The 26,306-nt window shown below is 33.0% G+C and carries 20 protein-coding genes; 11 read left to right on the top strand and 9 right to left on the bottom strand.

The genetic code is table 11. From position 1 onward, the window contains the following. On the top strand, nucleotides 1-947 hold a 947-nt coding region (locus tag ABD963_RS15030), incomplete at its 5' end, for an immunoglobulin-like domain-containing protein (RefSeq protein ID WP_345278251.1). A 156-nt stretch (nucleotides 948-1,103) separates the two neighbouring features. Continuing rightward, the gene (locus ABD963_RS15025; protein ID WP_345278249.1) at nucleotides 1,104-6,392 is read left to right on the top strand and encodes a LamG-like jellyroll fold domain-containing protein; all 5,289 of its coding nucleotides are present in this window, start codon (nucleotides 1,104-1,106) and stop codon (nucleotides 6,390-6,392) included. A 313-nt stretch (nucleotides 6,393-6,705) separates the two neighbouring features. Here the strand turns inward: ABD963_RS15025 and hisS are convergent, their stop codons facing one another. The 5 genes from hisS to rpsF form a co-directional block, all read right to left on the bottom strand. Beyond that, nucleotides 6,706-8,076, bottom strand: coding sequence for a histidine--tRNA ligase (hisS, locus tag ABD963_RS15020; RefSeq protein WP_345278247.1), 1,371 nt, complete (start codon nucleotides 8,074-8,076; stop codon nucleotides 6,706-6,708). A gap of 91 nt (nucleotides 8,077-8,167) precedes the next feature. After that, a complete protein-coding gene (locus tag ABD963_RS15015) occupies nucleotides 8,168-8,638 on the bottom strand; it encodes a DUF6495 family protein (RefSeq protein WP_345278245.1) in 471 nt (156 codons plus the stop codon). 93 nt (nucleotides 8,639-8,731) lie between these two features. Beyond that, a complete protein-coding gene (rplI, locus tag ABD963_RS15010) occupies nucleotides 8,732-9,178 on the bottom strand; it encodes a 50S ribosomal protein L9 (RefSeq protein ID WP_345278243.1) in 447 nt (148 codons plus the stop codon). A gap of 13 nt (nucleotides 9,179-9,191) precedes the next feature. After that, nucleotides 9,192-9,491, bottom strand: a complete 300-nt coding sequence (rpsR, locus tag ABD963_RS15005; RefSeq protein ID WP_345278241.1) for a 30S ribosomal protein S18 — start codon at nucleotides 9,489-9,491, stop codon at nucleotides 9,192-9,194. Between the two features lie 2 nt (nucleotides 9,492-9,493). Next, complete coding sequence (gene rpsF, locus ABD963_RS15000; RefSeq protein WP_345278239.1) at nucleotides 9,494-9,832, bottom strand: 30S ribosomal protein S6; 339 nt, start codon at nucleotides 9,830-9,832, stop codon at nucleotides 9,494-9,496. A gap of 280 nt (nucleotides 9,833-10,112) precedes the next feature. Here rpsF and ABD963_RS14995 point away from each other — a divergent pair, with 280 nt between their 5' ends. Then, nucleotides 10,113-10,808: a LytR/AlgR family response regulator transcription factor gene (locus ABD963_RS14995; protein ID WP_345278237.1), complete on the top strand. Its 696-nt coding sequence runs from the start codon at nucleotides 10,113-10,115 to the stop codon at nucleotides 10,806-10,808. Nucleotides 10,809-10,827: 19 nt separating this feature from the next. On the opposite strand, the gene priA is transcribed toward ABD963_RS14995, so the two are convergent. The 3 genes from priA to nadC all read right to left on the bottom strand — a co-directional run bounded on the left by priA (nucleotide 10,828) and on the right by nadC (nucleotide 15,220). Further along, the gene (priA, locus tag ABD963_RS14990; RefSeq protein WP_345278235.1) at nucleotides 10,828-13,281 is read right to left on the bottom strand and encodes a replication restart helicase PriA; all 2,454 of its coding nucleotides are present in this window, start codon (nucleotides 13,279-13,281) and stop codon (nucleotides 10,828-10,830) included. A gap of 43 nt (nucleotides 13,282-13,324) precedes the next feature. After that, nucleotides 13,325-14,278, bottom strand: a complete 954-nt coding sequence (locus ABD963_RS14985) for a YihY/virulence factor BrkB family protein (RefSeq protein ID WP_345278233.1) — start codon at nucleotides 14,276-14,278, stop codon at nucleotides 13,325-13,327. A gap of 81 nt (nucleotides 14,279-14,359) precedes the next feature. Further along, complete coding sequence (gene nadC, locus ABD963_RS14980) at nucleotides 14,360-15,220, bottom strand: carboxylating nicotinate-nucleotide diphosphorylase (protein ID WP_345278231.1); 861 nt, start codon at nucleotides 15,218-15,220, stop codon at nucleotides 14,360-14,362. 128 nt (nucleotides 15,221-15,348) lie between these two features. Between nadC and rlmH the strand changes: the two genes are divergently transcribed. Next, on the top strand, nucleotides 15,349-15,822 hold the full coding sequence (gene rlmH, locus ABD963_RS14975; protein ID WP_345278229.1) for a 23S rRNA (pseudouridine(1915)-N(3))-methyltransferase RlmH: 474 nt from the start codon (nucleotides 15,349-15,351) through the stop codon (nucleotides 15,820-15,822). Between the two features lie 267 nt (nucleotides 15,823-16,089). Here rlmH and hpf read toward each other — a convergent pair whose 3' ends face one another. Continuing rightward, entirely contained in the window at nucleotides 16,090-16,389 is a 300-nt protein-coding gene (gene hpf, locus ABD963_RS14970; protein ID WP_345278227.1) for a ribosome hibernation-promoting factor, HPF/YfiA family, read from the bottom strand. A gap of 156 nt (nucleotides 16,390-16,545) precedes the next feature. Here hpf and ABD963_RS14965 point away from each other — a divergent pair, with 156 nt between their 5' ends. The 7 genes from ABD963_RS14965 to ABD963_RS14935 all read left to right on the top strand — a co-directional run bounded on the left by ABD963_RS14965 (nucleotide 16,546) and on the right by ABD963_RS14935 (nucleotide 26,257). Continuing rightward, the gene (locus tag ABD963_RS14965) at nucleotides 16,546-17,118 is read left to right on the top strand and encodes a non-canonical purine NTP diphosphatase (protein WP_345278225.1); all 573 of its coding nucleotides are present in this window, start codon (nucleotides 16,546-16,548) and stop codon (nucleotides 17,116-17,118) included. 71 nt (nucleotides 17,119-17,189) lie between these two features. Next, complete coding sequence (locus tag ABD963_RS14960; protein ID WP_345278222.1) at nucleotides 17,190-19,415, top strand: RelA/SpoT family protein; 2,226 nt, start codon at nucleotides 17,190-17,192, stop codon at nucleotides 19,413-19,415. Between the two features lie 26 nt (nucleotides 19,416-19,441). Further along, nucleotides 19,442-19,900 (top strand): Fur family transcriptional regulator, encoded by a 459-nt coding sequence (locus ABD963_RS14955; protein ID WP_345278220.1) that lies wholly within the window; start codon nucleotides 19,442-19,444, stop codon nucleotides 19,898-19,900. An 8-nt stretch (nucleotides 19,901-19,908) separates the two neighbouring features. Further along, entirely contained in the window at nucleotides 19,909-21,192 is a 1,284-nt protein-coding gene (locus tag ABD963_RS14950; protein WP_345278218.1) for an adenylosuccinate synthase, read from the top strand. A 110-nt stretch (nucleotides 21,193-21,302) separates the two neighbouring features. Next, nucleotides 21,303-23,483, top strand: a complete 2,181-nt coding sequence (locus ABD963_RS14945; protein ID WP_345278216.1) for an OstA-like protein — start codon at nucleotides 21,303-21,305, stop codon at nucleotides 23,481-23,483. 46 nt (nucleotides 23,484-23,529) lie between these two features. Beyond that, nucleotides 23,530-24,708: an aspartate aminotransferase family protein gene (locus tag ABD963_RS14940; RefSeq protein ID WP_345278214.1), complete on the top strand. Its 1,179-nt coding sequence runs from the start codon at nucleotides 23,530-23,532 to the stop codon at nucleotides 24,706-24,708. 160 nt (nucleotides 24,709-24,868) lie between these two features. After that, a complete protein-coding gene (locus ABD963_RS14935) occupies nucleotides 24,869-26,257 on the top strand; it encodes a tetratricopeptide repeat protein (protein ID WP_345278212.1) in 1,389 nt (462 codons plus the stop codon). Nucleotides 26,258-26,306: the final 49 nt, after the last annotated feature.

The raw sequence follows: 26,306 nt of genomic DNA, 5'->3' as shown, positions 1-26,306 counted from the left end.
AAGGAGCTACGGCTTCTGATAATAAAGATGGGGATATTACTGCCAACATTGTCATTGGTGGCGATATTGTCAATACTAACATCCCTGGATCTTATATCATAACTTACAACGTAAGCGATGCCGCCGGTAATGCTGCTACCCAAGTAACGAGAACCGTGAATGTCACAAGTTTACCAACAGATATAGTCATCCATGAAGGTTACTTTGAAACTGGACTTGATGGTTGGACTGAAGGAGGAAATGATTGTTCCAGAATTTCATCTTCGAATTCTTATGAAGGTAGTTTTTCAATGCGTCTCAGAGATGGAAACGGAATTTCATCTTCAATGACATCCTCTACATTTAATCTTTCATCTTATAGTCAGGTTAAATTCAGTTTCTATTTCTATGCTAGTACTTTGAATAATGGTGATAGCTTTTCATTATTATATAATGATGGAACTGGATTTAGTATCGTAGATACTTGGTTAACAGGTGTAGATTTTCAAAGTGATACTTTTAACAACTTTTTAGTTACAATTGATACTTCAAGTTATAATTTATCAACAAATGGTAGGTTTAGAATTCAAAGTAATACTTCTAAAAAGAACGAACAAATCTATATAGATCAAATAATTATCACAGGAATTTCAAATAGTAGTGGTTCATCTGCAAAATCTAATCCAACATCTGAATCTGGAAAAGTATTGGATACTGTTGATAATACAATTTATAAAAACGAATTGACCCTTTATCCAAATCCTGTGAGAGGAGATATTTTAAATATTAAGTTATCTAAAGGCCTGCAAATAGTATCCTATAAAATAATAAATACTCTTGGACAGATAGTGAATCAAGGAAAGACTAATAAAGAGGTTATTGTAAACAATCTAGAAGCTGGTGTTTACTTTATAGAGGTAAATGATAACACTCAAATTATTACTAAACGTTTCATAAGAAGTAAATAATTAATAAAAAATAATTAATAAAAGTCCTGAAATTTTCAGGACTTTTTGTTTTTAATCGAATTTTTTGGCGTTTCATCGTGTTTTGTCAAAACAAATCACTATATTAGCCTCATAATCAAAATACTAAATTTAGTCCCAAACTAAATTAACCTACCTATGAAAATACTTGCTTTTGTTAAAGTAACTAGCTTCGTTTTAGCCTGTTTTCTGAGTTGTACTCTATATGCATCCAATGATAACGATTTACATGTTAAAAATCCAACTGAGACCTCATACAAATTATTATTATCTATTGGAGATTTTAGATCCATTTCAAGTGGTAATTGGACTACAGTATCTAGGTGGCAAACCTATGATGGTTCCAATTGGGTTGCTGCCACGCAGTATCCTGGTCAAACAACTGGTAGTTACACGGTAACCATACAAACAGGACATAATATTACTATTTCTACAAACTTAACTACCCAGCCCATGAGTAGTTTGATAGTTAATGGAACATTAACCATCTCAATATCATCATCACCGAATAATGCGACATTATCTACATCACTACTGGATATTAACGGAGGTACCTTAAGTTTCAATGGTGTTAAAGCCCATTTAACTTTACCGAATGCATCGGCTGTTTTAACCTTTGAGAATGGTGGAAAAATTACAACTACAAATTGCAACAACAATAATGATATTTACATTGGTACTAAAGTATATGCTGCCTGTGCAGGTGGAGGAAGTGATGTTTATACATTTGGAGAGGTCGTAGCTTCTGGCGGTAATGTAAATGCACAAATTACCAATCCAGCTTCCGGACCTGTTGCAGTTACTGGATTTAATTTAATAAATTTAACGGGAGGTTATACTGGTACAGAAACCAATGTTACTTATAAATGGACGTTAAGAAATCCTAGTTCAGTTATAACGACTCTAGGTACTGGAAACCTATCTACAAGTGCAAATAATACAAATTCCTCTTTTACTCCTACAACTATTGGTCAATATTTATTGTCTTTGGAAATAAAAACTTCAGGATCGCCTTCGACTTCGAATGTAGAAACAAGAATTTTTAATGTAACCGCTCCAGAAATAAAAGTTTTGGGCAATGGTAATGAAATTATAAATAATGATTTAACACCTTCTACTTTAGATTATACGGATTTTGGTACTGCCAATTTAGGCACCCAAATATCGAGAAGTTACACTATTAGTAATACCGGATCGGCTATATTAACAATTAGTAGTATTACACTTTCGAACACAACCGACTTCGAATTATTAACTCCTTTACCTACATCCGTTAATTCAGGAAGCAGTAAAACTATAACGGTTACTTTCAAATCTATATCAATAGGAACGAAAACAACAACAGTTACTATAAATAACGATGATAGTGATGAAGGCGCCTACAAATTTAACATAAGTTCAAGAGCAGAACAGAACTTTTTTGACAGTGATGGTGATGGGATTTTAGACAATGTGGATATTGATGATGATAATGATGGTATCTTAGATTATGATGAAGAACTTGCATGTAAAAACTCATCGGTCGCATCTACCACAAACTATAAGTTTTTAAATGAAACTTTTGGAGAGGGAAATAGAACTACAATCAATACTACCTACGATGCTTTAACAACTTATTGTTATGAGGATGGAACAGTAGGAACCAATACCTCTGCATGCCCAAGTTTATCTAACAATAGCCTAAATGATGGAGAATACACCGTTTATTATAAAGCTGGCGATGGTGATGGTACTAACGATACCCCTAACGGAGAGGTAGCTTCTTGGGCCGATGCCTACTGGTACACGGGTGAAGATCATACCCCTGGAGATACCAATGGTCGAATGGCCATGTTCAATGCGTCTTACGACCCAGGCACCTTCTACACCGCTACTATTATTGGAGCATTACCAAACATTCCTATTACTTATAGTTTTTGGGTATTAAACTTAGATACCACAACAGCCCCTGGAATCGCTACGCGATTACGACCAAACATATTGGTAGAATTCAGAGATGTAAACAACAACGTGTTGGCTTCAATAACAACTGGTGATATTCCACCATCCATAAACGGAGACCCTGCAAATAGTTGGCATCAATTCACTGCAAATTTAACATTCAATGTAAGTGAATTTTATGTGTACTTTATAAATAATGAAATTGGAGGTAGCGGTAATGATTTGGCTATTGATGACATTGTTATTTCTCAAACGCTATGCGATTCTGATTCAGATGGTGTGGCCGATGTATTTGATTTAGATTCAGATAATGATGGTATTCCAGATGTAGTAGAAGCTGGATTAGGAAACTATAGCCAGGGTAAAGCAACTTTAACTTATACTACTGGGTGGATAGATGCCAATTTGAATGGCATGCATGATGCTTGCGAAAATAATGTTGCACCCGATACAGATGGAGATGGAACTCCCGATTACTTAGATTTAGATAGTGATAATGATACCTTATTTGATGTTGATGAATCAGGGGCTGGAAATTTAAGCAATCCAAGCTATCAAAATGGAGATGGTGACGTAACTGGAGATGGCGCAGGAGATGGTCCAGACTCTGATGCTGTGAGGCAAACAGACATCAATTCAGATGGCACTATTGAATACTATCCTGATGGTATTTTAGATTTGTTTGATTTTTTCAATGGTTCCAATATGGCCACAGCATTTGGTAATTCTAACCAAGGTTCTACAGGATCGGGTTGGGGGTATTATGTAAAGGATACGGATAACGATGGCACACCAGACTATTTGGATATAACTTCTGATGGCACAACTTTCGACATATCGCATACTTTGTATGCTAATTTAGATGCCAATAATGACGGATTGATTGATGACACAATTGATATGGAAGGCGATGGTATAATAGATTCATTTGATACAGATGAAACCGTTTTTGGATCTCCAAGAGACTTAAATAGCAAGTATCAGTTGTATTTTGATGGTCGAAACGACTATGCCGATGAATCTTCAGTAATCAATAATTGGGAAGAGGGGAGTATAATGGCTTGGATAAACATAGATGCCTCCTCAACAGGCAACCAAATTATTTTAGGTCAAGATGTTTTTTACATTGAACTCAATTCAGACAAAACCATAAAAGCATATGCTAACGGAATATCTATTTATAGTGGTACTGCATTACCTGTTAATAAATGGGTTCATGTAGCCGCTACTTACAAATGTAATTATCAAGGGGGAGATTTTAAACTTTATATCAATGGCATGGAGGTAGCCAATGATGCTTCTACAGGTGCTTTAGCCGCCGATACTTCAAGTTTTACAATAGGCAGAAAACCAGATTCAAACACCAATTATTTTCATGGGTATATCGATGAAGTAAAAATATTTAGTAAATCATTGTCCGTAAATGAATTGCAAAAAATGCTTTACCAAGAAATTGAGAATAATTCGGGGATAGTAAGAGGAACCGTGATTCCTAGGGATATTACCGATTTTGTTGATAGCGCAACCATAACTCCATTGAATTGGTCAAAATTAGAGAGATACTATAGAATGGACAATTATAAAGATGACATTATTGATGACTTGTCGACTCCTGGTTTTGATGTTGGTTTTGGAACTAAAATTTACAATACAAAAATTATCAATACACAAACAGCTCCGCTACCCATGGTATCAACTACAAGCTGTAATGGGAATTGGAATGACCCTACCAACTGGGTCGGTGGAAGTTCATGGATTGTAGATCCCAACCATTCCTCAGGTTTGATAGCTAAAGTAAAGGGTAACTTAACTGTCGATTCATCAATATCTACAATGGGGTTGTTTATTGAGAACAGTGGTAAATTGACAATAAATAATAATTCACCGCTGTATATTAAATGGTATTTAGACCTAGATGGAGCTATTGATTTGGAAGGTGAATCCCAACTTATTCAAACTCTTGATAGCCAACTGGATCCGAGCAGCTCAGGAACTTTGGAAAGAGACCAACAAGGTAGCGCCGATACCTTTACATACAATTATTGGTCATCTCCAGTAGGTAAATCAAATAATTCAACAAATAACAATAGCTATAAAGTTCCAGATGTTTTTACCAATGTGGCCTTCTTAACATCTGGCTACAATGGAAAAGCCTCTCCTCTATCAGTTGCAGATTATTGGATATGGAAGTTTAGTAACAAGCAAAGTGATAATTACTCGAAATGGCAACATGTAAGAAGTTCAGGAACTATGCTAGTAGGTGAAGGCTTTACCATGAAAGGTCCAGGTACAGGCTCTATTTTAACTGAGCAAAACTATGTTCTAAAAGGTAAACCCAATAATGGAGACATCAACCTTACAATAAGTGCTGGCAATGATTATTTGGTTGGAAATCCTTATCCTTCAGCATTAGATGCAGAACAGTTTATTTTGGATAACGGTGCTACTATTTCAGGAACGGGTTCAACCACTGGTACTTTGTACTTCTGGGAACATTGGGGTGGTGGATCACATATTTTAAGAGAATATCAAGGCGGATACTCTACCTATTCTTTATCTGGTGGTGTTCCAGCAGCTTCCTATGGTACCAATGACCCTAATGTCGCTACCGGGGGCACACCCACAAAAATACCAGGAAGATACATCCCAGTTGGACAGGGATTTTTTGTGACCGCAGAATCGGGAGGTACTATTAATTTCAATAATGGACAAAGAGTTTTTCAAATTGAAGATGGTACAAACTCGGTATTTACTAAAAGTTCCAATACCAAAAAAGGAAAAACCGATATTACTACACCTGAGAGTGATTCACGTTTTAAAATTCGTTTAGGCTTTAATTCCAATGGAGGAATATACAGGCAACTATTGGTAACCCAGGATACGCGAGCCACTAAAGATTACGATTGGGGTTTTGATGCCAAATATATAGACACCCAAATTGATGATATGTATTGGTTAATTTCAAATGAAAAATATGCTATTCAGGGCATTAATGAAATCAATAGTGAAACCATATTGCCAATTGGCATACATACTAAAAGACAAGGGATAAATACGATATCGCTTGATAAGTTAGAAAATGCCCAAGAAAACCTAAATATTTTTTTACATGATAAAGAATTAGGCGTTTACCATGATTTAAAACAAAGCAATTACGAAGTTAGTTTGCCAGCCGGATCTTACCTTAATCGTTTTGAAATTACATTTTCAAAATCCCAAGTTCTTGGTTTAAATGAAAAAGAAAGTAAATCTGTAGATGTGTATTATTCAAACGAAAAAAACAAAATTATTATTCAGAACCCAAAATCCCATCTTATAGAAACTGTTGAAATGTTCAATATTTTAGGTCAATCTTTATTTAAATTCGAAACAAATACCAATAAAAACAATTTGGAATATTTGGCCAACCAAATTTCATCCGGAACCTATATAATCAAAATAAAAACAGAATTTGGAGAATTCTCCAAAAAAGTATCTATAAAATAAACAGGTTAAATGTTTAATTTTTTAAGATTTTAATTGGAATCCTAAAGGTGCTTTTGGGACTTTATTTACATTTTATCGTATTTTTTTGCATTTTATCGTATTTATTGAAAAAATAGTTGTATATTAGCCGTGTAAATAAATGATATTTAATAACAATGAGAATATCATAAGAATCAAAAAATATCAAAATTGTAAAGAAGTTACAATTACAAAATAGGTATTGATAGATTATTTTTTGTTTGAGTTAGTCGCTTTTTAAAAACACCCAAATCTACAATGCTATACAGGTCCTGAATTGACGTTCAGGACTTTTTTATTTTAAATGTTTAACCAAGGCTTCCAGTGATACTTTAAATTGCTCACCAGAAACCATATTTTTTAAGGAATAATTGTTTGATTTTATCTCCTCCTCGCCTACTAAAACTACAAATGGAATATTACGCTTATTGGCATGATTCATTTGCTTTTTCATTTTAGCAGAATCTGGATACAATTCGGCATTAACACCCTGTAATCTTAATTTTTTTATGGCTTTAAGGCAGAAAAGAGCCTCTTTATCACCAAAGTTTATGAACAAAACCTCTACGCTTTTACTCACCGTTTCAGGGAATAAATTTAACTCTTCAAGTACCAAATAAATACGATCCAGACCAAAACTAATACCCACACCACTCATATGGGGCATTCCAAAAATGCCCGTTAAGTCATCGTAACGTCCTCCGCCACCAATTGAACCCATCTGTACGGTTTTTGGCGCAGCCACTTCAAAAATAGCACCTGTATAGTAATTGAGTCCGCGAGCCAAAGTCACATCCAATTGTAAGGTTGCTGTGTTTAAACCTAATGCTTTAATGGCATTATTGATGAAGGCCAATTCATCAATGCCCTTTTTTCCCTCTTCGGACGTATCTAAAATGCTTTTCAAGCTTTCAATTTGCGATTCAAAAGTTCCTGATAAGGTAAAAAGAGGTTGTAATTTTGAAATACCTGCTTCGGATATACCTTTACTCAACATCTCTTCTTTAACCTTCTCCTCGCCAATTTTATCCAGCTTATCTAATGCGACTGTAAAATCGATTAATTTATCGGAAGCTCCAATAACCTCTGCAATTCCAGAGAGTATTTTACGATTATTGATTTTTATGCTAACGCCTTCCAACTTTAAAGCAGCAAACACCGCATCATATAATTGGATAAACTCCACTTCTTGCCAAAGGGAATCACTACCCACTACATCGGCATCACACTGGTAAAACTCCCTAAAACGTCCTTTCTGCGGCCTATCAGCGCGCCACACGGGCTGTATTTGATAGCGTTTAAATGGAAATTCAATCTCGTTTTGATGTTGTACCACGTAGCGTGCAAAAGGGACTGTTAAGTCATATCGGAGGGCCTTTTCTGAGATGCTTGAAGTTAGTTTGTTTGAATCTTTTTTATCAAAAGCAACTTTGTCAGCTTTAGCCAAATAATCTCCAGAATTTAAAATTTTAAAAATCAATCGATCGCCTTCATCACCATATTTCCCCATTAAGGTCTCGGAGTTTTCAAAACTTGGGGTTTCAATGGGTTGAAATCCAAAACGCTCAAAAGTCCCACGTATGGTATTGAAAATATAATTACGTTTGGCGACTTCTTCTGGATTAAAATCTCGTGTACCTTTTGGGATGCTTGGTTTTTGGGCCATAATAATGCCTGCGAAAGCAGGTATCTTTTTAAGATTACTTTTTATGTAAAGTTGACTCCTATCTGCACAGGAATGACAAAAATAAAAGAATTTAACTTATCAAGTTATCAAAATACTGAAATAAATCGCCTTTGGTTATTACTGCGCCTTGTTCAATCATTTTAAATTTATCAAGGTTTTTATCGTCGCTGTATGCTTTATCGGCTTGTAAAAACTCAACATTGTCATCCATTAAATTATCACGCAACCAATTATACCCTTCTTTGGTGGTAATATCTATTTCGGGGTTTTTAATGTTTACAACAATGGCTTTCATTTTTTTCTTTCCTAACCTAAATAAATACATATGTTGTGGCGCAAAATGCTCTAAATATTCTGCTTTATTTAAAACGCCTTCCCAAATTAAATCGCTAAATACGTCCAATTCCATTTCGGCAAGTTCTGGTTTATTGGCCTTTAAATTAGTCCACTCCTCATGAGTTATGGATTGTGTTGCCAAAAAATTTATGAATTCTTGGTGTAATTCTTCAAATTGTTCTTTTGTAAGTCTTCTATACTTCATTTTCTTCGCTTATATCTTCTTAAAAAAAGAAGTTATTTATTAGTAACAAAAAAGCCCCAACTAAGTTGAGGCTTTTAAAAATATATTTAAAGCTTAATTTGCTTCTGCTATAACCTCAAATGGTAAATCAAAAGTTACATCTCTGTGTAAACGAACTACAGCATTGTATTTTCCTGTACGCTTTACTGTAGTTACTGTAATGAATTTCTTATCGATAGAATGACCTTCTTTTTCTAAAGCTGCCGCTAAATCGATATTATTCACAGAACCAAATAATTTGTCTCCTGATCCTACTTTTGAAGTGATCTTGATTTCCAATGCTTTTATTGCTTCTGCAATTTTATTGGCATCATCAACAATTTTCTTTTCTTTAAAAGCTCTTTGTTTTAAGTTTTCAGCCAAAACTTTTTTAGCTGATACAGTTGCTAACATAGCTTTTCCTTGAGGAATTAAAAAGTTTCTACCATAACCGTTCTTAACTGTTACAACATCGTCTTTAAATCCTAAATTTTCAACGTCTTGTTTTAATATAAGTTCCATTGTTATCGGTATTTTATTTTAATAAATCTGCTACGTATGGCATTAAAGCTAAGTGTCTAGCGCGTTTTACAGCTACTGAAACTTTTCTTTGGTATTTTAAAGAAGTTCCTGTTAAACGACGTGGTAAAATTTTACCTTGCTCGTTTACAAACTTCAATAAGAAATCGGGGTCTTTATAATCGATATATTTAATACCAGATTTTTTGAAACGACAAAATTTCTTTTGTTTGTTTGTATCTATATTTAATGGCGTTAAATATCTAATTTCGCCATCTTTTTTTCCTTTTGATTGTTGCTCTATTGATGTGGCCATGATTATGCTTTTGCTTTAAGTTTTTCTCTTCTTCTCTCTGCCCATGAAATGGCATGTTTATCCAACGCTACAGTTAAGTAACGCATAAAACGCTCATCGCGTCTAAATTCTAACTCTAAAGCGCCAATAACCTCACCAGGTACGGTGTACTCAAATAAGTGATAAAATCCGCTTTTCTTGTTTTGTATTGGATAAGCTAATTTTTTAAGCCCCCAATCTTCTTTAGCTATCATCTTAGCGCCGTTAGAAACAAGAAAATCTTCGTATTTCTTTACTGTTTCCTTTATCTGGTCTTCAGATAAAACGGGATTTAAGATGAAAACAGTTTCATAATGATTCATAAAAATGTATTTAATTGTTAAAAATTGGGTGCAAAATTAGTGAATACATCTATATAATCCAACATTTATTTGAATCATATTTTAAAGTATATAATATTGTTGATATCTCTTTATAAAAAATGGCATGAATTTAGATATAAATATTAAATTTACGGCGTGTATAGTAAAGAGTTGTTTTGTTAAAATTATGTTAAAATAAACATTTCAACGATGTTTTTTGGTTTTTAACCGAATTTTTTGTACTATTGTCGATATCTTAACCGAAATAATATAAAATGTTATGACTTTAAACTGTGTAGTAGTAGACGATTCAGCAATACAACGTCTCTCTATTGTTAAGTTAGTCGAAAATCATCCTTCACTTAACTTAATAGCAGAGTACAGTAGTGCTTTAGAAACTAAAAATGGTTTAAATACGCATCAAGTTGATCTTATATTTTTAGACATTGAAATGCCAGTGCTAAATGGATTTGAACTTTTAGACGTATTGAACAACAAACCCCAAATTATTTTTGTAACTGGTAAAACCGAATATGCTTTTAAAGCATTTAATTACGATGCTACCGATTATTTACATAAGCCCATTACAAGAGAACGTTTTAACATCTCTGTTGAAAAAGCTTTAGAGCAACATCGCTTGACTTTAGACTTTAACGAAGAAGAAGGTGAACACATTTTTGTAAAGAGTAACCTTAAAAAACGTAAAGTTTATATTAAAGACATTAAATGGATTGAAGCCCTTGGTGATTATGTAAAATTAGTAACAGAAGAAAACAGTTTAGTGGTTCTTTCCACTATGAAATCTTTTGAAGCTGAATTACCAGAAGGTAAATTTTTAAGAATCCATAAATCTTACATTGTTAATCTAGATAAGATTGACAGGTTTAACAGTAAAAATGTTGAAGTAGGTGCTTATGAAATTCCTTTAAGTAGAAATAAAAAGACACAACTTGTTGACGCTTTAAATAACATTTAAAAAATCAACCAACAAAACTTTAAAAGTTATCGACATTTAAAATTACTTTAACCGACCGAAAATCTTTTATGCTCTGGAAGCTATTATTAATTTTAATGATAGCTTCTTTTGTTTTTGATAACGACTGTTGCTTCGGGATTTTTATCAAAATATTCTTATGGAATTGATTTCTTATTCTAGCAATAGGTGGTGATTCTGGTCCCAGAACATTGTTATGAAAAACTTGCCTCAACGATTTGGCAAACCAAATAGAAGCGGTTTCTACCCTATTGTAATCTTTGTGTTTTAAGCTGATTTTTATTTGCTTAAAAACGGGTGGATATTTATAATTATAGCGATCGTTCATCTGTTCATTAAACATATCGATATAATTATTAGTCGATACTTGTTGTAAAATATTATGGTGTGGATTGTAGGTTTGAATCAAAACCTTTCCACGCTCTTTGGTTCGTCCTGCCCTACCCGATACTTGAACCATTAATTGGAAACTACGTTCATGTGCTCTAAAATCAGGAAAGTTTAGCATGTTATCGGCATTCATGATACCAACCAACTTCACATTTCTAAAATCCAAACCTTTGGTTAACATTTGCGTACCCACCAAAATATCAATTTCCTGTTGCTCTAAAGCAGTGATTATTTTTTCGTAGCCATACTTACCTCGCGTGGTATCTAAATCCATACGCGCTACCTTATAATCTGGAAATAATACTTTTACTTCTTCTTCTATTTGCTCAGTTCCAAAACCCTTGTTATCCAAATCCTGACTGCCACAGGCCAAACAATCTTGCAACATAGCCATATTGTAACCGCAATAATGGCAACGCAATTGATTTCTGTATTGATGATAGGTTAAACTCACATCGCAATTTGGGCATTGTGGTGAATGCCCACAAGTATGACACTCAATAATAGGTGAAAACCCTCGCCTATTTTGAAAAAGTATAATTTGATGCCCTTCTTTTAAGGTTTCGTTCATTTCATCAATAAGTCTATCACTAAAATGCCCTTTCATGCGTTTTCTTTTTAGCTTATCTTTAATATCCACCAACTCAATATCGGGCATTAACACATCGTTAAATCGATGCGTTAATTCTACAAAACCATACTTGTTTTGCTTTGCATTGTAATAACTTTCTAAACTTGGTGTTGCTGAACCCAAAAGGGTTTTAGCCTTATGCATACTTGCTAAAACTATCGCTGTATCGCGCGCATGATAGCGCGGGGCAGGATCGAACTGTTTAAAAGACTGTTCGTGTTCTTCATCTACAATGATCAATCCCAAATTATGAAATGGCAGAAAAATGGATGAACGTGCTCCTAAAACAATTTGTGCCCTCCCAGAATTATTTAGGACATTATTCCAAACCTCAACACGTTCGTGGGATGAATACTTGGAATGAAAAACCGCTACTTTTTCTCCGAAATAATCTTGAAGTCTAGAAACTAGTTGCGTTGTTAAAGCAATTTCAGGCAATAAATACAGAACCTGCTTTTTCCTATTTAAAACCTCTTCAATAAGTTTTACGTAAATTTCTGTTTTACCAGAAGATGTTACCCCATGAATTAAGGTAATATTTTGTGATTTAAAGGATTCCTTTATGTCTTTTAATGCGGTTTTTTGGTATTCATTTAAATGTTTGGAATCTTCATTATCGTCACCTAAATATTGCACCCGATCTGTTTGAATGTAATATTCTTCCAGAATACACTTATCTATTAATGTCTTAATAATTGTTGAAGACGCATCGCTTTCGTTTGATAAATCAGATACTTTTACCGGTTTTTTGGTTTTTGCAGAAATTGAAAACAGTGTTAAAACCACCTCTTTTTGTTTATTGGCTCTACCTAGGTCTTCTAATAAATTTTTAAGTTGATTTTCAGAAGCATAATTAGTGTTCAATTTGACATAACGCACCAATTTGGGTTTATACTTTTCGTAAACTTCTTCTTCAACAGAAATAGCTTCTTTTTCTAAGAGTCGCTTAATTACTGGGAGTACATTCTTTTTATCAAGTATATTCGAAATATCATGAATCTTTAATGAGGATTGATGATGTAATGCCTCATAAATTAAAAACTCATCGTCCAGCAATTTAGATTCATCAATTGTTTTTTTGTTGTTTTTGATGACGATGGTTTCACTTTCAAGAGTATAGGCACTAGGTAAGGCAGCTCGCATAACATCTCCTAAAGTGCACATATAATAATTTGCTATCCAATTCCATAATTGCAGTTGTATTTCGTTTACAATAGGTGAATCATCTAAAATTTGATGAATTTGTTTTGCTTCATAAGCATTTGGCGGAGTGTTATGAATTTTATAGACTATACCGGTGTAAATTTTAGACTTTCCAAAAGGAACAGCAACACGCATGCCTATTTTTAAAAAATCAGCCTCGGAAACCGTTATACTATAAGTAAACAGTTTTTGAAGTGGAATGGGTATAATAACGTCTATAAAATTTGGCATAGCCAAAGGTAATCAGGTTAACTTAAAAATATAAATTATTGACTCAATTATTCTCTTTCGGATATTTCTTTAAAAATTGAAGCGATGCATTAAGTTCATAACCTAACAGTAGAATGTTGGAATTAAGCCATAAGTAAAAAAGTAAAATTAAAAGCGCTCCAATAGAACCATAAAGCTTGTTATACTGACCAAAATTCTCGATATATATTCCAAATAAATAGGACGTCAACATAATAAGCAAGGTAGTAAACAAAGCACCTATGGAAAAGAAATTTGAATGCTTACCTTCCTTGGTGCCAAAATAATATAAAGTGGCCGTGGCTATATATACCATCATTACAAAAAAGAAGTACTTTACCACGTCCGTCCAAAAAACACTATTGGCATCTACACCATAACCTCTGCTTTTTAGTGCATCCAATAATTCTTGAACAACATAAATTTGGAAATATCCTAAAACTGCAATAGTCATAATTAGTAAAAAAGCTAAAATCAAAGCTATGCTTAAAGCATATAAATACTGTTTTAATCCATTTCTGGATAACTGTTCGTGATAAGAATTTTCAAAGCCTGAAAACACAGCATTAATACCATTTGCCATAAGTGCTATGGACAATATAAATACTGACGATAATAAGCCACCTCTTTGGGGTTGGTCGATATTTTCAAAAATATTCTCGAAAAAAAAATCGGAGGTTGTTGGCGGTAAAAAAGATTCTAAAAATTTTAAAAACTCTATTTTAAAATCATCAATGGGAACATAGGGTATGACGATTAAAACAAATAGCAAAAAAGGAAATAATGCCATAAAAAAATTAAACGCTATGGCACTAGCTCTTGTTGTCAATGCACCTTTAACAATTCCCGTTATGTATAACTCCAACAAATCGTAAAATGATAACCCTTCAAGACCTGGGAGTTTTATTTTTTTGAAAAGCCTCACAAAGATATTAATCACAGGGATGTTATCTAGTTTGTCTTCAATAGGTTTAGTCATCAATAATTTGCATTAGAATAATTGCAAAGTTATTAAATTTAAGGTGGTTTCATGTTTTTTAAAACATAGATTGTTTTAAAACTATTTAATGGCTTTTAAACTTAAATCCATATTGTGTACCGAATGTGTTAAAGCCCCGCATGAAATATAATTCACACCGCATTCTGCATAGTATCTAATAGTTGCTTCATTGATATTTCCTGAAGATTCCGTTAAACATTTATTACCAATTAATTTTACGGCTTTTCTGGTGTCTTCATAATCAAAATTATCCAATAGAATTCTATAAATGCCTTCATTTTGAAGAATTTCCTCAACTTCAACTAAATTCCTTGCTTCCACCATAATGTCCAAATTTTTACCAGTATCCTTTAAATATTGTTTGGTCATTTCGATGGCTCTAGTAATCCCTCCAGCAAAATCGATGTGATTATCTTTTAACATAATCATATCATATAGAGCAAACCTATGGTTTTCGCCTCCACCAATTTTAACAGCCCATTTTTCAAGTACACGAATTCCTGGCGTAGTTTTTCGGGTATCTAGAATTTTTGCCTTGGTACCTTGAATTAAATCAACAAACATTCTGGTTTTGGTAGCAATGGCACTCATGCGTTGCATAGCGTTTAAAACGGTTCGTTCCGCTTTCAATATAGATTGTGAAGGACCTTCAACATACATAACAACATCACCAAAGGAAACCTCGGTTCCATCTTCAATTCTTACATCTAACTTTAAATTTTTATCTACATATGCAAATACTTTCTTTGCAAAATTAACACCCCCTATAATACCCTTATCCTTTACTAAAAGTTTTGCTCTTCCTCGAGCATTTTCAGGAATACAAGCCAATGAGCTATGGTCGCCATCTCCAACATCTTCTCTAATAGCGTTGGCAATTATCATTTTTACTTCAGTATCAAATTGTTCCTGTGTAATCATAATTTAATGAGAGTTTCCAACAAAAATAACAATTTGATTTACTTAATTAAATTTTACAATTACGATTTTTATATTTTTTTGTTATTTAAATACATTATTCATAATTACTAAGTTGTAATTTTGCCTTTATGACTATTAAGCTAATTGCCATAGGAAAAACTGATGATAAGAATCTCATCGCATTAATTAATGATTATAAGAAACGTCTTGGTTTTTACATCAAGTTTTCCTTAGACATTATTCCAGATATCAAAAACACCAAAAGTCTTAGTGAAATTCAACAAAAACAAAAAGAAGGTGAACTTATTTTGAGTAAACTTAACCATGCGGATACCCTCATTTTGTTGGACGAAAACGGTAAACTATTGGACTCTGTTGGTTTTTCATCATACCTACAAAAACACATGAATTCAGGCATTAAGCAATTGGTTTTTGTAATTGGTGGCCCTTATGGTTTTTCTGAGGAAGTTTACAAAAAAGCAAATGGAAAACTGTCATTATCCACAATGACATTTTCCCATCAAATGATTCGCTTATTTTTTATTGAGCAATTGTATAGAGGTTTCACTATTTTAAGAAATGAACCCTATCACCATAAATGAATTTTCAATCTATTTAAGTTTGAAACAACCTTCTTCTTTTTACTCTTTTTGTGTTAAAAGAGCATTTATTCTATTAAAAGAAATAATAGTAATGCTGAAGAAATATTTATAATCTTCATTATCCAAAAAAGATAGGATCCTACTGGAACAATGGTAGCCTAAAGTACAGTGTTTATGATACTTATTTTTTTAAACTAGTAGGTCATCATCTTATAATTATTGTAATATAAAAGGTTCATTTTATTAATGAACCTTTTTTTTTACTATTTAATATGTTTTGTAAACCTGCTTACGTTTCTTTAGTTGACGCTCCAAATCGTTAATAGTTTCCTTAACTGCAACTTCATAATTTCGTTCATTGGAGGTCGCAAAAATCCTTGGTCCGGGTAAACTCAATTCTATATTACAAATTTTACCAGAGTCATGCTGGCTTTCTTCCTTTTTAAAATGCACTGTTGCACTTATTAAAAACTCATATCTATTAAACAATTTTTCTAGTTTTTCTTTGGTGAAAGCAGTTAATGTTTCACTTACATCTACACCTACGTATTCAAAATTTACTGTCATAATCATTCTATTTTAATTATTAAACTTTTAAATATAATTATTTACAAATTAATTTATAGTGATATAAATCATAAAATAACTATAAAATTTAAGCTTCATAACTAATCCGTTTTTTTATATAAATAATGGTATTTTTGAATATTAATTTTTAATAAAATGACACTCGTTTTTGCTACTAATAACCTCAATAAAATTAAAGAAGTACAGTCTTTAATACCTGAACATATTAAACTTTTGAGTTTGAAAGATATTGGTTGTTTTGAAGATATCCCAGAAACTCAAAACACTATCGAGGACAATGCTATACAAAAATCAGAATATATAAAAACAAATTATGGCTACGATTGTTTCGCGGACGATACAGGTTTGGAAGTTGAAGTTTTAAATGGAGAGCCAGGTGTTTATTCTGCAAGATATGCGGGAGAACAACGTGATGCTAACGACAACATGAATAAATTATTAATTGAATTAATAGGTAAACACAGCAGAACTGCCCAATTTAAAACGGTAATTTCCTTACAACTTAACAACAATTCATATACTTTTAATGGTATATGCAAAGGTGAAATTACACATGAAAAATTTGGAAAGCAAGGGTTTGGTTATGATCCCATTTTTAGGCCACATGGCTACAACATAACATTCGCAGAAATGGATTTGAGCTTAAAAAACCGTATAGGACATCGTGGTAAAGCCATATCTGAACTGGTAACATTTTTAAACTCATAAAACATTTTAATTACTGTTAAAAAACCAAATTTGCTATTGGTGGTTAATATAGATTGTGTTACTTTTAGTTTATGACAGAGGAAGAGATAGAAAAAGAAAACGCAGCCATAGCCAAAGCCTACAAACAGTTATTGAAAGTTAGTTATACAACACTAACCGATGATGATAAAAAGCTTATTAGAAGCGCTTTTGAAGTCGCCTTAGATGGCCACAAAAATCAACGTAGAAAATCTGGAGAAGCTTATATTTTTCACCCGCTAGCTGTAGCTAAAATTGTAGCCCAGGAAATTGGTTTAGATGCCACATCCATTGCATCTGCTTTACTACATGATGTGGTAGAAGATAGCCCTGATTACGACATAGAGGATATTGAAAATCGTTTTGGAAAAACGGTTGCAACCATTGTTGATGGGCTCACCAAAATCTCTTCATTAAGCAAGGAAAAAGACATGGATGTGTCTTTACAAGCTGAAAATTTTCGCAAAATGTTATTGACGCTTAATGATGATGTTCGAGTCATTATTATTAAAATTGCTGATCGTTTGCATAACATGCAAACCATGGATTCCATGAGTCCCGACAAGCAAATTAAAATAGCATCAGAAACGCTCTACATTTACGCTCCTTTAGCACATAGAATAGGTCTTTACAACATTAAAACGGAACTTGAGGATTTAGGCTTAAAATATACCGAGCCAGATGTTTACAATGATATTTTAAGTAAAATAAAAGAAAGCAAAGAAGAACAAGACATTTATATCACTCAGTTTAGCGAAGTCATTAAAAATTCTCTCGATAAAGAAAACCTATCCTACACTATTAAAGGAAGACCAAAATCAATATTTTCTATTCGTAGAAAAATGCTCAATCAAGGGGTACCTTTTGATGAAGTTTACGACAAGTTTGCTATTCGAATTATTTACAAATGTGATTCTGATCCTAAAACCGAAAAGTTTTTAGCGTGGAAAATATATTCCATAGTTACTGACCACTTTAGACCTAACCCCATTAGGTTACGTGACTGGATTTCGTCCCCAAAAGGTACTGGTTACGAAGCTTTGCATATTACTGTTATGGGACCAAAAGGGCGTTGGGTTGAGGTACAAATACGAAGTGAGCGTATGAATGAAATTGCTGAAAAGGGATATGCGGCTCATTACAAATACAAACAAGGTAATGAAAAAGAAGATAATTTAGAAAATTGGATTAATCGATTACAAGAAGCACTTGAAAATCCAGATATGAATGCTGTTGATTTTGTTGAACAATTTAAACTTAACCTTTATTCAAAAGAAATATTTGTTTTTACACCTAACGGTGAATTAAAATCGCTTCCTAAAGGTGCTACAGCTCTAGATTTTGCCTTTAATATTCACACCGAAGTAGGTATGAAAACTCGAGGTGCCAAAGTGAATGGAAAACTAGTTACACTAAGTTATGAATTAAAAAGTGGCGACCAAGTTGATATTTTAACTGCAGAAAATGCTAAACCTAATGCTAACTGGCTAGATTATGCCACCACAGCCCGGGCAAGAAGTAAAATAAAATCAGCCTTAAAAGAAGACAAAAAACGCGTTGGAGAAGATGGTAAGGAAATTTTAAGACGAAAATTAAAGCAACTCAAAATAACCCTAGATGAAGAATCCGTTAACGAAATGGTTCGTTATTTTAAGTTAAAAACCAGTTTAGATCTATTTTACAGGGTTGGTGTAGGCACTATTGATAACAATATGCTCAAAAGCTATGCCTCTTCGAGAAGCAATGCTTTTATGAGTTATATAAAAAGCAAAATTTCCAGGAAAACTCCCATTAAAAAAGAAGAACTGGAAAAAGATGAAGTCACCGTAAAATATGACTCGCTTGTTTTTGGGAAGGAGGAAGAAAAGCTAGAATATAAACTTTCTAACTGCTGTAATCCCATTCCTGGAGATGATGTTTTTGGGTTTTTAACGGTAAATGAGGGATTAAAAGTTCATAAGTATAATTGCCCAAATGCAGTAAGTTTACAATCAAATTATTCTTATAGAATTATGCCAGCAAAATGGATAGATTCTACACAACAGGAATTTCTGGCAAAAATTGTTATTACTGGAATTGATCATATAGGTTTAGTAAACGAAATAACCACCATCATTTCAGAAAACATGCATGTTAACATGAAAAGCATCAGTTTTGAAAGTAATGACGGTCTTTTTTCTGGTAAAATAAATGTGGTTGTTAAAAATAATACCATCATAAAAAAGCTATTAGAAAAACTTAAAAAAATTAATGGTATCGATAAGGTTACCAGAGTGTAAAAAAAGTGTAAATTTGCAACGAAATTATGGACGCAAAGGCAGATACAAAAAATCAAGATATAGTAAAAGACGTTTTTACTAATTTTTTAGAAAATAAGGGACACCGAAAAACACCCGAACGCTACGCTATACTTCAAGAAATATATAACAACAACGAACATTTTGATATTGAGTCTTTGTATCTAAACATGAAGAATAAAAAATATCGTGTTTCTCGTGCTACTTTATACAATACGATAGAATTATTATTGGAATGTGGTTTGGTTAGAAAGCATCAATTCGGACAAAACCAAGCGCACTACGAAAAATCGTATTTCGATAGACAGCATGACCATGTTATCCTTACCGATACGGGTGAGGTTATCGAATTTTGCGATCCTAGAATTCAATCTATAAAAAAAACTATCGAACAAGTTTTCGATATAGAAATAAATAACCATTCACTCTATTTCTACGGAAATAGAAAATCAACTAAAAATAACTAACTTTTACAATGGCAGTAGATTTACTACTAGGATTACAATGGGGTGACGAAGGCAAAGGGAAAATTGTTGACGTACTTACCAATAATTACAATATCATAGCTCGCTTTCAAGGTGGACCTAATGCTGGTCATACATTAGTTTTTAACGGCAGAAAGCATGTTTTACATACTATACCATCGGGTATTTTTCATGAAGATGCTATTAATTTAGTAGGAAACGGTGTTGTTATCGATCCTGTAATTTTTAAGGGCGAGTTAGACAAACTTGAAGAACAACAAGTAGACTACCGAAAGTCATTATTAATTTCTAGAAAAGCCCATATCATATTACCAACGCATCGTTTGTTGGATGCCGCCAGTGAAGCCTCCAAAGGCAAAGCAAAAATAGGCTCTACTTTAAAAGGCATCGGTCCAACATACATGGACAAAACAGGTAGAAACGGTATTCGTGTTGGTGATTTAGAATTAAGTGATTGGAAAGAAAAATATAGAGCTTTGGCTGATAAGCATGAATCTATGATTGATTTCTACAATGCAAAAATTGAGTATAATTTAGAAGAATTGGAAGTTGAATTTTTTAAAGCGGTTGACATTTTGAAGTCTTTAAAATTCATTGATTCTGAAGAGTACATATATCAAGCACAAAAATCTGGTAAAACTATATTAGCAGAAGGTGCTCAAGGCTCCCTTTTAGATATAGATTTTGGAACCTACCCATACGTAACCTCCAGTAACACCACAGCCGCTGGAGCCTGCACAGGTCTGGGAGTTGCCCCTAACCAAATTGGTGAGGTATTTGGTATTTTTAAAGCTTACACCACTAGAGTAGGCTCAGGTCCATTCCCAACTGAACTTTTTGATGAAGATGGTGCCACCATGGGACGCGTTGGAAATGAGTTTGGAGCTACAACTGGTCGCCCAAGACGCTGTGGTTGGTTAGATTTGGTAGCCTTAAAATACGCTTGTCAAGTCAATGGTGTCACCCAACTCATGATGATGAAAGGCGACGTACTTTCAGGTTTTAAAACTTTAAAAGTATGCACCAAATACAACTATAAAGGTGAAATAATTTCGCATTTACCATATAATATTGAACCAGAAAATGTGGAACCTATTTACACAGAATTTAGTGGTTGGAATGAAGATTTAACCGGCATGTCCGATACGTCTCAACTTCCAAAAGCCCTCAATGAATATATAGAGTTTTTAGAAAAGGAGTTGGAAATTCCTATTACTATAGTATCCGTTGGACCAGATAGAAAACAGACCATTTTTAGACAACAATTGGTTTAATTACATATTGATAAAGAAATTAAAACGCTCCAAAATATTTTGGAGCGTTTTTTGTTCTACTATACTTAAACATAACATTATTCATTATTTTTGCGACAAACTTTTACATTTTGAATAAACTACAGGTTTTATTTACTACATTTTTGATAGCGGTTTTTTCTATTGTTAAGATTCAAGCACAAGAGGAAAAGAAAATAGAAATTGAATATGCGGGTAAATTAAATGTGGATGAAGAAAACTACCCAGGTGCCAGAGTTTTAACACGTGATGATTCGCAGCAAGTGCAAATAAGTCATCGAGGTACTAACTTATGGTGTGATAGAGCTCTATACTATGGTAAAGAAAATTTTATTGAAGCCTACGGTAACGTGATATTGATTCAAGGAGATACCATAAATATGACTTCAAAATATGTGGAATATAGTGGCTTTACTGAATTGGCTTTTGCCAGTGGCGATGTGATTTTAAAAGATCCTAATTCAACCATTACTTCTGACACTTTGTTTTTTGATCGCCTTAAACAACAAGCGTTTTATAAAAGTGGCGGTACTGTTGTCAAAGATTCCTCTGGCACCATTACAAGTAGAATAGGTAGATATTATATGGATTTGAAAAAATATCAATTTGTTGAAGATGTCGTTTTAGTAAACGACAGCACCACTATAAATTCCAATTATTTCGACTTTTATTCAGATAGTGGTCATGCTTACCTTTTTGGTCCTTCAACCATAACCAACCCAGAAAGTACAACCTATTGTGAAAAAGGATTTTATGATACCGAAAACAAGGTGGGTTATGCTTTAAAAAAAGCTAGAATTAATTATGACAATCGTATTATTGAAGGCGATAGTTTATACTTTGACAATAATATAAGTTTTGCCTCTGCAACTAACAATATTAAAGTTACAGATACCTTAAACAAGAGCATTATAAAAGGGCATTATGCTGAAGTTTTTAAGGAAAAAGATTCGGTGTTCATTACTAAACGCGCCTTAGCAATTACCATTCAGGAAAATGATTCCATTTATATGCATGCCGATAAAATCATGGTTACTGGTAAACCAGATAATCGTATTATCAATGCATACTACAATGCCAAAATATTTAAATCTGATATTAGTGGAAAAGCAGACTCTATACATTCTCATCAAAAAACTGGGGTTACCAAGTTAATTAATATTCCACGATTTTCACCTGGAGACAAGTTTTCAGTAAAACGAAAACCTATATTGTGGAATTTTGAAAACCAAATGACCGGTGATACGATTCATTTAATATCAAACAATGAAACTGAAAAATTAGATTCTCTTTTGGTTTTTAATAATGCCTTTATTATCAGTCAAGATACCATAAGCAAAACGGGATTCAATCAAATTTATGGGATGCGATTGGTTGGATTATTCAATGATGAAAACCAATTGCGGGAAGTAGATATTACAAAAAATGCGCAATCCATTTTTTATGCTAGAAATGACAAACAAGAACTGATTGGCATAGATAAAGCTAAATCAGGAAGTATCTCGATGTTATTTGAAAATGGTGATATTGAAGAATATACGAGATTCAACCAAATTGATGGGAATTTGTATCCAGAGTCAAAATATCCTGAAAACGAAAAAATATTAAAAGGTTTTGATTGGCGTGAAGAAGAACGTCCAATGAGTGTTGAAGATTTGTTTAAGGACGACCCTCCACTTGAATTACCAACCATAAAAGGACTTGAAGATTATGTACCACAAGAGGCTTTTTTTGATGATGAGATGATGGAACGCATACAACAGGCTGGTAATAGGCATATAAAAATTTTGACAGAGCCTTTGTTCCGCAAAGCAATAAGCAAAGAACCAAAAAACTATTTTCAAGTGATCATAAGTTTACTTGTTGAAAAAAATGATGACTTCCAACTATTTTATGTTGATGAAAATGCGAATCAATTTACTGAAAAGGAATCTATCACAAAAAAGGTTATTGGTAACAAGGAATTTCAAAAAATAGATTATGAACTTCCTTCGGGGATGTTTGTAAATAATTTAAGATTAGATATTGGTTCCAACAGAAGCCAGAGTCCGATTCAAATAAATTCAATAACAATTCGGTATCAGAAAAATGAGATTTTTATTCCTAAACATTTAATTCCAAAATATTTCATACCGAATGGCTATATTAAATTAAACGACGAATACAATTATATCACAAATACCATAAATAATAATAACGAGATATCATATGATCCATTTTTTACTTGCTCAATTGAGATAATTGATTTTATTAAAAAATTAAAAAACAATTAATATTATTTAAAACAATTTTAGTTGAGATCCAAAAAATTAAATTATTATGACATCCGATTTCTTCAAATACCAAGCACAAACAACACCCCACCCATTAGCAATGGAAATATCACATGCTAAAGGTTCTTACATTTATGATACTAATAATAAAGGGTTTTTGGATTTTGTTGCAGGAGTTTCTGCGACGCCTTTAGGGCATAACCATCCAAAAGTTGTTAAGGCCATTAAAGAACAATTGGATAAATATTTGCACGTTATGGTTTATGGGGAATATATTCAAAAACCAGCTGTTGAGCTCACTAAATTATTAGCAAAAAATTTACCGTATCCTTTAGAAAAAACCTATTTAACAAACTCAGGAACAGAAGCCATTGAAGGTGCTCTAAAATTAGCAAAACGTGCGACAGGTCGAAGTGAAATCATAGCGGCAAATCATGCTTATCATGGAAACACCATGGGCGCGATGAGTGTTATGGGGTATGAAGATCGTAAACAAGCTTTCAGACCACTTATCCCCGATATTAGGTTTATTTCATTTAATAATGAAGATGATTTGGCCCATATTACCCATAAAACAGCCTGTGTTATTTTAGAAACCATTCAAGGTGGTGCTGGCTTTATTCTTCCTAAGAATAATTATCTAAAAAAAGTTCTAGACCGTTGCCATAAAGTTGGTGCACTTTTAATTTTAGATGAAATTCAACCTGGTTTTGGAAGAACCGGTAAACTTTTTGGTTTTGAACATTATAATTGTACACCCGATATTTTAGTAACGGGCAAGGGACTTGGTGGCGGTATGCCCATAGGAGCATTTACGGCTTCCAGGAAATTAATGGATTTATTGCAAGACCATCCTAAACTTGGCCATATCACTACGTTTGGTGGTCATCCTGTAATTGCCGCTGCTGCATTAGCCACTTTAAAAGAAATTATCGAAAGTGATTTGATGCAACAAACTCTAGAAAAAGAAAAACTTTTCAGAAAACATTTAGTACATCCATTAATTAAAGAAATTAGAGGAAAAGGACTTATGCTAGCCCTTATCTTGCCCTCTGCTGAAATCACTAATACACTAGTTTTAAAATCCCAAGATGCAGGTTTAATACTTTTTTGGCTGCTTTTTGAACCAAAAGCGGTAAGAATTACACCACCATTAACCATTTCAAATGATGAAATCATTAAAGGGTGTAAAATAATTATTGATATTTTAAACGAAATACAATAAAATATATTATTTCAACCATCTGATAATCAAAATTTAAGGTTATAAAAAATGCTTTGCAAGTATGAATGTTCATTACTTTGTTAAAAACATTTATGAAACCAACAACATTAATAAAAATAGAACCTTAAATTTATTTAGCTAGAATCTTACAAATTTGCTTATGGAGTTTAGTCAAGACGACAACAACAACCTACCTCTTACAAAGTTTGAATCGATGTTAAAAACGAACCACGTTTTGTTCTTCGATTCTGAAGAATTCGAAAACATCATTCATCATTACCTAAACCAAGGAAAAATAGCCTTAGCTAAAAAAGCTATAAAGTTAGGTTTAGGGCAACATCCAACCTCTATAAACTTAAGGTTGTTTAAAGTGGAAGTTTTTATTTTTGAAGATAAACTTATAGAGGCTGATACCCTATTGAGTGAGCTTCATAGTTTAGACCCAATGAATGAAGAGATTTATATTCAAAAGGCTAATATCTTCTCCAAAAAAGATGACCATTTACAAGCCATAGAGGTTCTAAAGAAAGCGTTGGAACTTACTGATGATGCCATCGATATTTATTCTTTAATAGGAATGGAATATTTGTTTTTGGATGAATTTGAAAACGCAAAAGAATATTTCATGAAGTGCTTGGAGGAAGATTTTGATGATTACTCTGCGCTTTACAACATTATTTATTGCTTTGAGTTTTTAAATCAATATGAAGAAGCTATTTCGTATTTAAACATATTCTTGGATAATAATCCATACTGTGAGGTAGCTTGGCACCAATTAGGCAAACAGTATTATACTTTAAAAGATTACAAAAAAGCTTTGACCGCATTTGACTTTGCTATAATCTCTGATGATACATTTGTAGGTGCTTATCTAGAGCGTGGTAAAGTTCTTGAAAAGTTAAAACGTTTTGAGGAAGCCATTGAAAATTATACTATCACACTCAAACTTGACGAACCAACATCGTTCGCTCTTTTACGAATAGGAAATTGTTACGAAAAGCTAAAAAACAATGATTTAGCACTTCAGTTTTATGAAAGAACAGTTCATGAAGACCCTCTATTAGACAAAGGTTGGATAGCTATCACAAAATTTTATAACAGAAGAAAAAACTATCAAAAAGCCCTTTATTTTATAAACAAAGCCATAAATATTGACTCTGAAAATGTATTGTATTGGAAATTATATTCTCAAATAAACTACAGATTGAATTTTTATGAAGAAGCTGAACGCGGTTTTAAAAAAACACTCGAACTTGGTAATTACGAATTAAATACATGGTTAACACGAGGTGATTTATTAATTAAATTGGGAGAACCTGAAGCAGCCATTTATAATTTTGAACAAGCGGTGGAATTTTATCCAGAAAATCCTGAAATAGAATACCGCTTAGCAGGGCTATATTTCTTGTTGAATGAAAACGATAAAGGTACCTTCCATTTAAAAAACGCCATCAAACAAAATGAAGACTATTCATTCATTATTGAAGAACTATTCCCCGAAATTTCCAACAAAATGTTGGTAAAAAACTTACTAAAAACAAATCTGTAGGAACGTCTTATTAAAATACATATATTTGATTTTTTCTAGAAAATCGCCT

Source organism: Litoribaculum gwangyangense (assembly GCF_039543505.1).
Lineage (GTDB): Bacteria > Bacteroidota > Bacteroidia > Flavobacteriales > Flavobacteriaceae > Litoribaculum > Litoribaculum gwangyangense.
The sequence above is the reverse complement of the archived record's forward strand: the minus strand, read 5'-3'. Positions and strand labels throughout refer to the sequence as shown.